The sequence below is a fragment of the Geobacter sp. genome, assembly GCA_009684525.1.
GTDB lineage: Bacteria > Desulfobacterota > Desulfuromonadia > Geobacterales > DSM-12255 > Geoanaerobacter.
The window spans coordinates 810,997-823,948 of sequence record WKKR01000001.1; the positions used below are offsets into that span (position 1 = coordinate 810,997).

Genomic DNA, 12,952 nt, shown 5'->3' on the forward strand with positions numbered 1-12,952 from the left:
GTGATTAAGGAGACGCTACTGTGAATTTAAATTATTTGCCACTTCACTTTTCATCAGACAAATTCAGTGGCGGCATCCTTTCATTTCCTGGCAACCGGAAAGAACACACTGCGAAGGATAGTACGCTCTCAATAAAACTTCGTGAGCTTCGCCAACAGTATGGAGCAACCCATTTTTTTCACCCTATTGAAAACGCCATAGCCTGTATCGGGCTTAACCAAGACGCTTCTCTAATTGGCGAGAAAAAACAGTTCAATATCCTGGACGACTTCCAACTTGCCAATGCACTTGCGCGTACGGCTCTTTTCCGGTTCTTTACCTTAACCGGTTATGGAACGGTGATCGGTTTTCGGCCTGTAACGTTGCTACTTGAGAAGCATAACCTTTCCAGTTCCCGAAAAGACATTTTCGGCATCTTTCCAGAATACTCCCTCGACATTCGTCCACTTGCCCCCCATGAAGGCAACATCACGAGCGGCGTCCTGGTTGGGTTCGGAATCAGATACACTTTTCTTAAAACTATGGCAGAACTCAATTCCGAGGGAATTCCTCTGACGGGCCTCTATGCAGTACAAATGCGAAACGATGGGGAGATCCTCACGTCGTTTGATCGCAGATATCTCGGACGTATCGAACAGATTAGAAACGGGGTTGCGATCCTTTCTGATTCGGATGTTGATGAAGCTCCGCTGGACAGCTGCTATCTCGAAGGAAGCCGAACAAATGTCGAAGTCGTTGGCAGAGCCGTTCTTGGCGATGGGTACAACGCTTTCAATGGCGCGCTACTTGAGGAAACATTCAAAGTAATGGGCGCAGAGCACCAAGTTCAGCGACTGAACAAACTGGGCACTTAGTTGGAGCAGAAGTCTCCCATTACCTGCTGTGCAGACCTGAATATTCATATCCTTGGGAAGCCCCATGAATGCAAAAAGGGCGCAGACGCTGGATTTTCTCATACTTTCAATACGCCTAATTGCGTTCTTCGACCTGGTGGCTCGATCACTGTCCCCTGGCCAGTTGACAAGCAGATTGATCTTCATGGCCCCTACGATGCTGAATCTTTCCCCCACAAACATGCCAAAATTGCGGTGGTGTGCCCTGAAGAATTTGTCGGAGAAACTGGGCAGTTTCTTCGAAAACTTAAGGAGGGCATCAACTCGACTAACGAGAAAGCACCTTTCAGGAAAGGCTTCGAACGCAAATATCACTTAAATGGCTGTGCTTTTACGTTTCATGCAGTGAAACGAACGTCGGCTGCTTTGGAGGATGCGTACAAGGATGCCTCGCTGGAAGCGTTAATGGAGAAACCGGATCTTGCTGTCGTTGTAATTCGCGAGCAACATCGATCTCTGTCGGATTCTGCAAATCCATACTACACAACAAAAGCCAGAATGATGGCACAGGGAGTACCCGTCCAGATTATTGAAATTGAAACAATTCGCCGGAGAGATGTCGAATATGTTTTGAATAATGTCAGCCTCGCAATGTACGCAAAACTTGGTGGAATTCCTTGGACCTTGGCGCCGAACAGTGATATGGCTCACGAAATTATCATGGGAATCGGCAGTGCTCGTTTATCCAGCAGCAGGCGAGGTGCCGGAGAGAGGGTGATTGGTATAACAACGGTCTTCAGTGGAGACGGCCAGTATCTTCTCTCGAATAACACTAAGGAAGTTTCTTCAGAGGAATACCTCGAAGCTCTTACTCGATCCCTGCGAGAAACGGTCACTGAGTTGCGTAGTCGGTTCGGATGGAGAGCGAAAGATCGGGTACGGTTCATATTTCATCAAAGTTTTAAGAAATACAAGGACGTAGAAGCTGAGGCGGTAAAAACGTTCGCAGCGTCACTCACAGAGTTCGACGTTCAATACGCTTTCGTGCATGTGAGTGACTCGCATAATTGGATGCTCTTCGAGCCTTCCGCGGACGGTGTAAAATTTGGCAAAGGGACAAAGGGGAAAATGGTGCCGCAAAGAGGGCAATGTGTGCCCCTCGGTCCTAATACTGCACTTCTAACGCTTTCCGGTCCCTACCAGGTTAAGACGGCCCTTCATGGCTGCCCACACCCTATTCTTGTCAGTATTCACGAGGATTCGACATTCAAGAGCCTGGACTATCTCGCCCGGCAAGTCTTCAATCTAAGTTTCATGTCATGGCGCGGATTCAACCCTTCAACTTTGCCAGTTTCCATTTCCTACTCTAATATGATCGTAGACCTGCTCGGCCATCTACGCCACGTGAAAAATTGGAACCCTGAGACACTTGCAACGGCTCTGAAGGAAAGAAGGTGGTTTCTGTGAGTGAGAACCTCTATCTTCAGCCGAGTTTAGACCGCCTAAGTGATGCAGTTCTTGAGCAAAACCGGCCAGGTTCAGTGGACGGTCTACTTGCTCATCACATTCTCAAAGACAATCCCTTTATCAGCATTGATTGGCAGGTAGGATGCACTCAGGTGTGGATTGATATGGAATTCAAACCAACAAACCTCGACCACGTCTCTGCTCTGGGCTATTTCCAGTGGGCACAGCCTGTTTCCAAGTTCACGCATCAGCTTCTTGACGGCCTCAGCCGCGTTCGAGAACGAGATGCCTTTAAAGGTGACCACCTGAGCCTCGCGCGTAACCCAACGCGGTTACTCGGTATTATTTTGGGTTGCCTTGCTATGGGTGACGCCGCCTCAGAGACTCTCCTCTGGTGCAGAGATGTGTTGGAGAAAATGAATCAGAAGAACATGTCGAACTTCGATCCATTACTGTCATATCTGTTTTATCGAGCATCCGGCACGAAGATACCTATCGCGCCACATTCCTCAAGTAGCCTGTACCAACTGGCTTTCAGTGAATGGGCAATACACCATCAAATAAACGTGAATGAGCTTTCGCAACAGCAATTATATGAAAGGCGTCAAAGTATCTTGTACAGGACGGCGACCGATCTTCATTTTGAGTCTGCCTCCCAAGCGGCATTCATCTGGTCCAGTGTAACTTCCAATCTTTTTCACGCATTGGGAGCTGAGCTATCTCAGCCTTTTCATGTATCTGCAGTGCTTCAAAATTTTGAAGCTTCAATGAAGCGCTGGCGTTGGGATGGAGACGAACTCCAGAAGCCAATTCGGTGGCAAGTTACACAAGAGCGTGAAGTGCAAGATATACTTTGGCTGATTCTCCGTTCCTATTTTCTGGATGTTGTCGATGAAGATGCTTTGCCAAAACTTGGTCACTCCACCTATAAAGCTGATTTTGGAATTCCATCGCTGAAACTTATCATTGAGGCAAAATTTGCTACGAGCAAGGATGACTTTAAGAAGATCGAAAAGGAAATTCAGGAAGATTGTATTCCTTATCTCCGCGACTTGCGCTACGAGTCGTTGATTGTATTCATCTATGATGACTCTGCAAGCGTCCAGGAACACGACATCACTCGACGCGCATTACTTGAAGTTCCAGGAATTGAAGATGTTGTGATCGTGAGCCGGCCGTCACAATTGCCGTCGAAATCAGTTATTACACAGGGGGAAAAGAAATCTCCTAATGGAAGATCAAACGCAAAAATACCAACGCCATGATTTGTCCGAGATGTGGAGTCTGTTCTAAGGAGGAATAGTAATGGAAAATGTCTGGATGGTCCGTGCCGGTGAGGGAGGCTATCTGATTAAGGATTTTGCGAAAGGGTTTGTAGCAGTCGGCTATCAGGAACTTGGCGATATGAGTGGCATCACAGATCTCGAGCCGATCCGGAAGAAGTATCTAACTGCATATCCTCAAGCAAAGCCCGGAGAAATCGGCAACCAAGTTGCCATGTTCTACAAGTTCCGAACAGTTTTCAAGGTCAACGAGAAGGTCATCACTTACGATCCTAATAAACGTGAGTACCTTGTCGGAACGATCGTCAGTGATTACTACTACAAACCCGGTGAGGTTCAGGACTATCCTCACGTGCGCAAAGTCAAATGGGAGGGCACAGTTAGCCGCGATCATCTATCGGCTAGTTCCCGTAATTCCCTCGGAAGCACGTTGTGCATTTTTTCGATTAATGAGGATGTCTGGAGCGATATCCAGTCTGCCTTGAAAGGTAAGACTGAAGTTGCTTCGGAAGAGAGCATTGAAGAGGAAAAGAAAGAACTTCAACAGATCAAGGAAGATACAATCGGTAAAGCCCGCGAACTTATCAAGGACAAGATTCTAAAGCTCGACGACCGGGAGATGGAACAACTTGTAGCAGCCATCTTACGAGCAATGGGATACAAGTCCCGCGTTACACCAATCGGCCCTGACCGCGGAGTGGACGTCCTTGCATCGCCAGACGGACTTGGATTGGAACAGCCGCGTATTCGCTGTGAAGTGAAACATCGGCCGAAAACTCAGATAGGAGCCCAGGATACCAGAAGCTTCCTTGGCGGCCTACGTGAAGGAAATCGTGGCCTTTACGTGAGTACGGGCGGCTTTTCAAAAGAGGCCAAGTATGAGGCCGAACGTTCAAACGTTCCATGCACGCTTATCGACCTTGATGAACTGGCGAGCTTGGTAATAGACAACTACGAAAAGTTCGATATTGAAGGGTGTACGCTGATACCACTCGTCAAGGTTTTCTGGCCGGCTGAATAGCTGGTTACACTTTACGATGAAATGAGCTGTGAATGAACGAAATGGAAAAATCCCAAAGACAGAATACTCGTCTTGAAGCGGAGGGAGCGGAATTTCTTGTCCTCGGTAACCTCCTGATTGAAGGTATCACTACCCACAAAACCTACACCAATATACCTGGCTATGATCTCATTGCATCCAGCCCGGAAATGAACCGATCGGCTCGTATTCAGGTCAAGAGCCGAAGGAAAACTAAGGCAGAAGGTTTCATTATCAATAACTTTGATTGTGACTTTGTAGTAATCGTCAAACTTAATCGTGGCTCCAAGGACGGCAAGCAAGAAATTCAAGCACCTCAATTCTATGTCCTTCCCGTGGATATTGTAAAAGGACTTCCCAGAACCGAAGGCTGGGGGAAAATTTCGTTTAGAAGTATTGAAAATTTGCAGCATTACTTCCAACGATGGGATTTGATCCGTGATTTCTTGGAAGGAAAAGGATAATGCGCTGCAACTTGATCCTCGTAAAAACCAGCCGGTTTAGCTTCGCGTAATATATCTTAAGTGTATTATTTCAGCTATCACATGAACTAATGCTTTTATATTGTATACACCGAATACATGTTATATATTGTTTATGCACTTATTCAACGATAAGACGATTTGCTGCGCAACTGGACTATCATGGAAAAGCTGACCGGAATTGGAAAACTCGACCGTGAACGACTGGCAGCATTGCTACGGGGGACCAAGGGTACGGTCTCAGTCGAACAGGCTGGGGCAATCCTGGGTGTCACTCAGACCGATGCAGCCAAGATGCTGTCGCGGTGGCACAAGAAGGGTTGGCTGTCGCGGGTGAAGCGCGGTTTATACGTGCCTGTCCCCCTTGAGGCGACTTCAAGCGATGTTCCCCTTGATGATCCATGGTTGGTCGCCGCGAGCCTCTATGCCCCCTGCTACATCGGCGGCTGGAGCGCAGCCGAATATTGGGATCTTACGGAACAGATATTCCGGACCACGGTGGTCATGACTCAGCTGACACCTCGCGACCGCAATCCGGTCATGAAGAGCACGACATTTCTCCTCTGCTCCATCAACGAAAAGAAGATGTTCGGCCTGAAATCCGTCTGGCGCGGCCAGGTAAAGGTTTCAGTATCCGATCCCACCCGCACAATTCTGGACATGCTGTCAGAACCGCGACTGGGCGGAGGAATCAGGTCGGTTCAAGACATGCTGGTAAATTATCTCCGGTCAGAAACAAAGAACCTTGACTTGCTGATCGAATATGCCGACCGGCTCGGGAACGGCGCCGCGTTCAAGCGTCTGGGTTTTCTGCTGGAACAGAACGCCCCCGACGAAATCGCCGCCATTGAGAAATGCACACAGCGTCTCACCAAAGGAAACGCCAGGATTGACCCGAAACTTAAGGCCGTGCGACTGATTTCTCGCTGGCGGCTCTGGCTGCCGGAGAACTGGCTGAAGGAGACGGCATGATCGACCGCCAGGAACTGACGGAACTGGCGAGGGAACTTTCTCTCGCCCTCAACGTGGTGGAGAAGGATTACGTTCTCGGCTGGCTTCTGGCCGGCATAGCTGCCAACGAGGCACTTACGGGGCACTGGATCTTCAAGGGGGGAACCTGCCTAAAGAAATGCTGGTTTGAAACCTATCGTTTCTCGGAAGACCTCGATTTCACCATCACCGAAGAGGCGCACCTCAATCAGGATTTCCTTCTCCGAACGTTCCGAGAAATTTCCGAATGGATCTATGAAGAGAGCGGTATTGAGATTCCCGCCGATCAGATCAGGTTCAAAGTTTCCCAATTCCAGGGCGGAGCCTATGCGGAAGGACGGGTATACTATGTTGGTCCCCTCCAACAGCGGCGTAACCTAGCGCGCATCAAGTTTGATCTGACCACGAAGGAAAAACTGGTGCTGGCACCGGAAGAGCGGGAAGTCCATCATCCCTATTCGGACCGGCCGACAGCGGGAATTCATGCCCTCTGTTACTGCTTTGAGGAAGTTTTCGCGGAAAAAGTGCGAGCCCTGGCGGAACGGGAACGCCCGCGCGACCTGTACGATGTGGTGCATCTCTACCGTCACGACGAGATCCATCCTGAACGGTCGGTGGTGATGCAGACGCTTCGGGAAAAGTGCGACTTCAAGAACATCCCTGTCCCGACCAAGGATTCGCTGCTGACCGCAAGCGCACGGGAAAAACTGTTGGCCGAATGGGAGGACATGCTCGCCCACCAACTGCCGGTACTCCCGCCGTTCGACCAGTTCTGGACGGAGTTGCCGAAAGTAATCGACTGGTTGCATGGGGTTGCCGAAAAGCCGGAACTCCCCGGCATCCGTATAAGAGAGGCAATCGACGAAGCGTGGCTCCCACCCTCGATGGTGCACGCCTGGCATGCCCCCGTCCCGTTGGAGTCGGTTCGCTTTGCTGCTGCCAACCGGCTCTGTGTCAACCTTCGATATCAGGGAAGCTGGCGGCTCATCGAACCCTATTCATTGCGGCGCACGAAAGACGGCAACCTGCTTCTGTGTACGATCAAGCATGAAACCGGGGAACCAAGATCATATCGTGTTGATCGAATCGAAGGGGTTGAGGTCAGCACAGTCTCCTTTATCCCGAAATACCTTGTGGAACTAACCCCGTCAGGGCCACTCCATGTCCCATTGACTGAGCGAGCAGGGTCATCTGTATCTCGACTTGCTACCCCAAGAGGCATCGGCAAAATCGGAAGAGTAAAGGCCGCCGGCGGTGGTCCGAAGTACATTTTCAAATGTACTGCCTGCGGAAAACAGTTTATTCGGAAGTCCTACGACGCCACCCTAAACCCTCACAAAAACAAGCAGGGATTTCCCTGTCCCGGCAGAACCGGGATGTATATCAGAACCGAATATTAGACTTTGGCTGTCTCTTTGCACCGAGGAAACCTGCTACAGCCATAAAACTGTCCATATTTGCCACGCCGTAGCACCATGCTTGCTCCGCATTTGGGGCACTTGGTTCTTGAAGGCTGCGCGACTGAGCCTGCATGCTTCTGGGAGGGTTCTTTCCTCACCCCCTTGCAGGTATTACAAATCCTTCCCACACCCCTCACCAGTGTCAAGTCGCGAAAATCTTCTATCTCACGCAGTTTCTTGCATTTAGGACACTCTTTCACTTCATTGGTGCGGAGCCCATCTATGGTATCGAGCACTCCGTCAAGGACACCATTGGTTTCCGGCCTTTCTTCTATCTGAGCCCGAAGACGCCTGTCAAGCGTTGCCACCGGGTTCTTCCCACTGTTGAACCTGTTGATACGTAGGAACTTGTAGCCATATCCTTCGATTGTCTTCTGTCGGTAAAGATCCTCTTCACAGTAATACTGATCATAGTTAAGAGCCGTTACGGCCTCAAGATTGACGAAATGTTCCTGAAAACCATCGTACTCAATGATGATGCGGTGCTTCTTGCCTGAAAGATCAAGGAATGTCAGCAGGAAGTCCACTTTGTATGCCGGATGCCTGTACGTGTGCGTCCGATCGAGTTGGTTCAAATAACTTCCGATGTTGAACTGGGGGACCAATGAGATATGGCCATTGTCACGGTTTTCCTGCCACAAAGGAGTGTTGAGAATCCATCCAAGAACTTCACGTTCCATAGGCGATTTTGGATCGACATCGTTAACTGTCGGTTCCTGCCGGGCTACCCGACGCTCTTCCCAATAATGGCGAAGAGCATCGCCGATAGAGCCGCTGTATTGATCGAGCGGTTTACTGAGGACAAAATGCATCCGCTCCTTGGCCCGGCTGAAGCCGACATTGAGACGTTGAGCCTTGATTTTACCATCCTCTTCGACATCGACGTTGGCAAGATCCTTGACGAAAATGCCCCAGAGACGATCAATAGCCGGATTAGCGACCATCGAATAGTATATGATATCCCGCTCTTCTCCCTGGCAGGTATCGAAGGTCATGATCTTGAGCCGCAGATTGTCGTAAAGCCAGTCTCGCTCGGGAAGGCGGTTGATGGATTCGATAATCAGTTTCTGCTGATTGGTATGCGGAGTGATGATTCCAGCGGTTCCGGTAAAACCATCAGTTTTCAGGCGGAGCAGCTCAGCGATTATTGCATCAATCTCCAGGCGGTTAGTATTCGCTACCGGCTCATTTTTCCCATCATGGTCGATGAAAGAAAAGGATAGCACCTCATCAATGGCATCCCCGCGGATCTTCATCACCTGCAGGCTGTTCTGGTAAAAATGCCGGTTTGAGTAGGAAATGATCTCCCGGTAACCTCTGAAGTACTTGTTCAGTTGGATCGTAAAGTTGTTTATGTATTCGAAAAATTCGAGTATCGAAGTGCGGATGTTGAAGTTCTCAATCCGCGTCAGCTTTGCCTCATCGCTCGACACACAGGCAAGGAAACTTGCCCGCAGCCGGTTCACATATTCATTATTGGTTTCGGAACGGGCGTGGGCGGCCTTGACATTGGAAAACTGTTTCTTGTCGCCGAGGACCAGCACCTTGCGGGCACGCAGTAACGCCGGGAACGCCTGGGATATACTGACCTGTGATGCTTCGTCGATGATGACCAGGTCAAAGATGTCCGCCTGGAGCGGGATGTATTCCGCATAGTCCCTGATGCCGGCGAGGATACAGGGGAAGGCGCCTTTGAGCTTCTGGAATTCGTCTTTCGGGAAGCGACGCTTCTTTTGAATGATAGTCCGTAGCGACTTGGCTGTCGCCAGGTTGTTCTGATAGAACTCGATGACTCGCCCGTCGAGACAGAATGTCATCTCCATCGTGATGAGTTCTTCAATCTGTCGTTTTCTGGCTGAAAATCCGATTGAGCCAAGCCCCCGAAATTTTTGTTCAAGGAGCTGATACAGCGAAAGATAGGCAACCAGACCATCAAATTCATCCTGAGCCATGGCAACAAGCTTGTTGCGGCACAAGGATGGAAGCGATACATCCTTTATCCCAAGCTGTTTCATAGTTGCCGGGTAGATTCCGATGCGTTCTTCCAGGTAGCGCAACTCGTCGGCGAGTTTACCGAGATGCAACATTTCACGGCATATTTCTTCGTCTCGTATCAAGCGCATGAGAGTCGCGGCAAAATCGTATTGCTGGCCGACTGCCGGTAATGAGTCCTTACGCTGCATTGCGGCATTGATAATTTCCAAAGCTGAGTTGATGACAGGCAAAGATTCATATGCCGTAGCCAGCGTTGAATCAGGAAAAAGCGCCCTAAACCGATTGTTGATTGCGCTTTTCCTCCACCATTTCAGACTGCCGAGAAATTCGGCGTTCAGCGCCACAATGTCGGCACGGAGCGCTTTGAGCGGGTCGATCTTGTTGTCCGCAAGGTCGCCTAGAGCCTCGATTGAGTGGAACGTTCCGAAACGCCCTCTCAGTGTCGACAATAACGTCAGGAATTCACCACAGTGGTCGCCAAACCGGATAAGCGCCTTAACATCACCGATTGGTTTAAGTCCAAGAACAGTGCAAAGTCTTGGGAAAGAATTGGTGGTAGAACCTCCCTCCGGGCCAAAAGTCTCACATATGTCAAGGGCAATTCGGCGCAACTCATCAAGGTCTCCCGGAGCCGAAACATGGCGGACCAACTCATCGACACCTACAGGGATCGCTTTTCCTGACAAGCGGGCCTCATACGCGAGCAGTTCGCGAATTTCTTCGAGGCTTATGTTGGCGCCGCCAAGAACTTCGGCTTCGATGTCCTCCTTGAGAGATGCGATGGAGCTGGCGATGTTTTTTTCCAATTCGCCGTGTTTGCTTTTGAGAGCCCGGTAGGCATCATTGATACTCGAGATTGACGCGCTGGAAAGAATCTGGGCATAAGTGCTTCCTGTTTTGCCAAGACGCAGGATGGGATTCTGGAAGTTTTTGTCATGCCGCACCCGGTTCAACGTCTCTGCGATCTTGTCCTCAACAACGTCGAGGGCTTCTTTTTTGTCTGACAAGACCAGCACGGACTGGTTGTTCAGCACGGCATCACAGACGATCGCAGTAATGGTATGGCTTTTCCCTGTTCCGGGGGGACCCTGGACAGTTATGTAATTGCAGCCTTCCCGCTTAACCGCCATGAGAATCTGGCGCTGCTCTTCATTCAGTGCTATCGGCGAGGATGCGACAAGCTTCTCGTCGGTGCTTGTACCATCCCACTCGTCGTGAACCTCAGAGAGAAAGGAAACTGGTTCCTTCTCGATGAAATCCTGGATTATCCGCTCGAATGCACCACCGAGTTCACTATCATCAAGCGCAAGCTGGCGGAGAATCTCTTCGTAGTCGTTTACCACCGCTTCATCTGTTTTTTCGAAAAGAGCAAAGCTGGTCGTGTTGTTGATCTGAACATGCTTGCTTCTTGTTATCTGCGGCTTGGCAGATCCAATGTCAATTGCCCCATCTGTGGCGAAAAAACTAGCCAGTTCGTTGAAAACTTCCTGTACCAGATCCCGGAATCCATCGCCCTGATTTGCCAGATAGATGATTCGTTCGCTTATGCTCGAAAGGCTCCCCTTTTTCTCCGTCTCCCGGCAGTACTCTTGGGAAATGAAGTCGAGAGCCTTCTTGTTGATGAACACATGCGGATCGAACTCGACAGCCAAAGCCTCGCCTTCCCGGCGCAACTCTACCGGGATGTAGAATATCGGAAAACGAGCATTGCTGTAGCTGATCTCCCCGAAATATAGATAGACCTCCTGCCCTTCAAGCATGCTCTTGTTACGGACAAGCTCGAACAACTCCAGATATAGATCCGCTGCCTGGTATGTTTCAAAAAAGCTCCTGATAGCGCCCTTGACCTCTTCGAGCTGAAGTTGCCCGATAAGGCGGCTCTCTGCATCAACCTCTTCCCCTGCGATGACCTCCTGCACGAGGGCTGCCATAATCTCTTCGAGCGGTCTGACGAGGATGGCTGTCAACTCTTCTTCCATCAGATAGACAAGGTTCTCGTCACTAACTGCGAGATTTGCAAGCGGCTTGGCAAGGCTGTTTATGAAAGGCTTGACGATCTGTGTTTTGACAACGGTTCCTGCAACTGTATTGAGAGCTTCAACAGCCCGGTCGTATTGGCCTTTGTGCGCCTTCCCGAGGCGCCTTGCATCCCTGGCAAGGGTTGTAGCGACTGAATCCAGAGTTTCGGTACGAATCCCCTTTAGCTGGGCATCAACCAAAGCAATCAGAGATAGGGGTATCGTTGCCCGGTAACTGCCTTTGGCGATCTGCTTCAGGATTGTACTGCCGAATCCCCCTCGAACCAGCTTCCAAACCGTCTCTACGAATGTTGGATACTTGCCCAGTTTGATACCGACCAGAAGGTTGTCCTGATTCCGCAGCTTGACGCTTCTTTTCGGTAGCCGACGCTTGTGGAAGTCGGTTTCAAGAAAGTCGCGAAAGTATATGGCGACATCGCGTAAAAAACCTTTACAGTTTGCGATCATGGCAAAGTCCTATTGCAGAATTATTACGCCAACTGGAATGGTACAAATTTGTATAGTGGCGAGAGTCCGACAAGAGTTTCGGAAAGATGATGACATCAAATGACATACTCCATTTTGATAAATTTTACCACCAGTACCACCACCGATACCACCAACCGCCCCAGAAAAATGGATAACTCGGCCAATAATCTGTGCTGGTGTATGCATACTTCGCCAATGCCCAGAGTTTCTTCCCTTCCGCATAGCCGTGATAGAAGCGCAGATGAACCCGGTCCATAAGAACGTACGGCAGTGAGATGACGGCAATGCCAATGGCGCAGAACCAGAAGATGTTCCGGAAAAATACACCGACGAGGCACCCGGCAAGGAGGCAGGTGAGTACGATTCCGAACAAGGCGAAGAGGAACGCAGGAAGTTTCAGTCTGCGGGCTTCCTTTTCCTTCAGCCAAGATTGCGCATCATAATGTTTGATCGTCATGCTCAGCCCCTTTCACTTCCTATCTATTTTGGTTTCCGAATCGTGACCCGTAACGATATGAATAAATGTAACGATACCCACCGAGATCATTGTCGTTAGCCACCTGACTCTTGTCACCTAATGCCCGGGCAAGTAATGCTGGCAAGGAACAGATACCAAGGAAAAGAAAGAAAGAGGCCGTAGCGCCCATGCCGATCATTTTGATCATAAAACTAAGCAGGGAAATGTAAATGATCGTCAAGGCGATGACAGTTTTTTTGAATCGTTGAAATTTGTTGGGGAATATTTTTATCACTATTTCCTCCACTCCATGGTGGTTGCCTTTTTGGCTACCTTTTGTGACGCTATTTTGGTGCCCATGATCTTGGTCGCTTACTTGGATACCAAAACGTTTCCTTCAATGGTCCCTGACTTGGCGCCTATGATGGTGACAAATTCT

At 49.6% G+C, this 12,952-nt stretch carries 10 protein-coding genes; 7 read left to right on the forward strand and 3 right to left on the reverse strand.

Going from position 1 to position 12,952, the window contains the following annotated elements:
- Positions 1 to 20 precede the first annotated feature (20 nt).
- From GJT30_03570 to GJT30_03600, 7 genes are all read left to right on the forward strand, one after another.
- Positions 21 to 854, forward strand: a complete 834-nt coding sequence (locus GJT30_03570; protein ID MSM38688.1) for a hypothetical protein — start codon at positions 21 to 23, stop codon at positions 852 to 854.
- Complete coding sequence (locus GJT30_03575) at positions 855 to 2,300, forward strand: hypothetical protein (protein MSM38689.1); 1,446 nt, start codon at positions 855 to 857, stop codon at positions 2,298 to 2,300. It abuts the gene before it with no gap.
- Positions 2,297 to 3,565: a hypothetical protein gene (locus GJT30_03580; GenBank protein ID MSM38690.1), complete on the forward strand. Its 1,269-nt coding sequence runs from the start codon at positions 2,297 to 2,299 to the stop codon at positions 3,563 to 3,565. The genes GJT30_03575 and GJT30_03580 overlap by 4 nt, the downstream gene beginning before the upstream one ends.
- A 55-nt stretch (positions 3,566 to 3,620) precedes the next feature.
- Positions 3,621 to 4,604, forward strand: a complete 984-nt coding sequence (locus GJT30_03585; protein ID MSM38691.1) for a restriction endonuclease — start codon at positions 3,621 to 3,623, stop codon at positions 4,602 to 4,604.
- Between the two features lie 41 nt (positions 4,605 to 4,645).
- Positions 4,646 to 5,086: a hypothetical protein gene (locus GJT30_03590; GenBank protein MSM38692.1), complete on the forward strand. Its 441-nt coding sequence runs from the start codon at positions 4,646 to 4,648 to the stop codon at positions 5,084 to 5,086.
- A gap of 180 nt (positions 5,087 to 5,266) precedes the next feature.
- Positions 5,267 to 6,076 carry a hypothetical protein gene (locus tag GJT30_03595; protein MSM38693.1) on the forward strand — a complete coding sequence of 270 codons (810 nt, stop codon included), beginning with the start codon at positions 5,267 to 5,269 and terminating at the stop codon, positions 6,074 to 6,076.
- A complete protein-coding gene (locus tag GJT30_03600; protein MSM38694.1) occupies positions 6,073 to 7,494 on the forward strand; it encodes a WYL domain-containing protein in 1,422 nt (473 codons plus the stop codon). The genes GJT30_03595 and GJT30_03600 overlap by 4 nt, the downstream gene beginning before the upstream one ends.
- On the opposite strand, the gene GJT30_03605 is transcribed toward GJT30_03600, so the two are convergent.
- From GJT30_03605 to GJT30_03615, 3 genes are all read right to left on the reverse strand, one after another.
- A complete protein-coding gene (locus tag GJT30_03605; protein MSM38695.1) occupies positions 7,491 to 12,035 on the reverse strand; it encodes a hypothetical protein in 4,545 nt (1,514 codons plus the stop codon). The two genes, GJT30_03600 and GJT30_03605, sit on opposite strands and share 4 nt — an antisense overlap.
- Positions 12,036 to 12,159: 124 nt before the next feature.
- Positions 12,160 to 12,513 carry a hypothetical protein gene (locus GJT30_03610; protein MSM38696.1) on the reverse strand — a complete coding sequence of 118 codons (354 nt, stop codon included), beginning with the start codon at positions 12,511 to 12,513 and terminating at the stop codon, positions 12,160 to 12,162.
- A 19-nt stretch (positions 12,514 to 12,532) separates the two neighbouring features.
- The gene (locus GJT30_03615) at positions 12,533 to 12,808 is read right to left on the reverse strand and encodes a hypothetical protein (GenBank protein ID MSM38697.1); all 276 of its coding nucleotides are present in this window, start codon (positions 12,806 to 12,808) and stop codon (positions 12,533 to 12,535) included.
- Between the last annotated feature and the right edge of the window lie 144 nt (positions 12,809 to 12,952).

What these genes read in the sequence shown, in the direction of transcription:
- GJT30_03590 (MSM38692.1), top strand. Translation starts at nt 4,646, where the DNA reads ATGGAAAAATCCCAAAGACAGAATACTCGTCTTGAAGCGGAGGGAGCG.
- GJT30_03600 (MSM38694.1), top strand. Translation starts at nt 6,073, where the DNA reads ATGATCGACCGCCAGGAACTGACGGAACTGGCGAGGGAACTTTCTCTC.
- GJT30_03605 (MSM38695.1), bottom strand. Translation starts at nt 12,035, where the DNA reads ATGATCGCAAACTGTAAAGGTTTTTTACGCGATGTCGCCATATACTTT.
- GJT30_03610 (MSM38696.1), bottom strand. Translation starts at nt 12,513, where the DNA reads ATGACGATCAAACATTATGATGCGCAATCTTGGCTGAAGGAAAAGGAA.
- GJT30_03595 (MSM38693.1), top strand. Translation starts at nt 5,267, where the DNA reads ATGGAAAAGCTGACCGGAATTGGAAAACTCGACCGTGAACGACTGGCA.
- GJT30_03585 (MSM38691.1), top strand. Translation starts at nt 3,621, where the DNA reads ATGGTCCGTGCCGGTGAGGGAGGCTATCTGATTAAGGATTTTGCGAAA.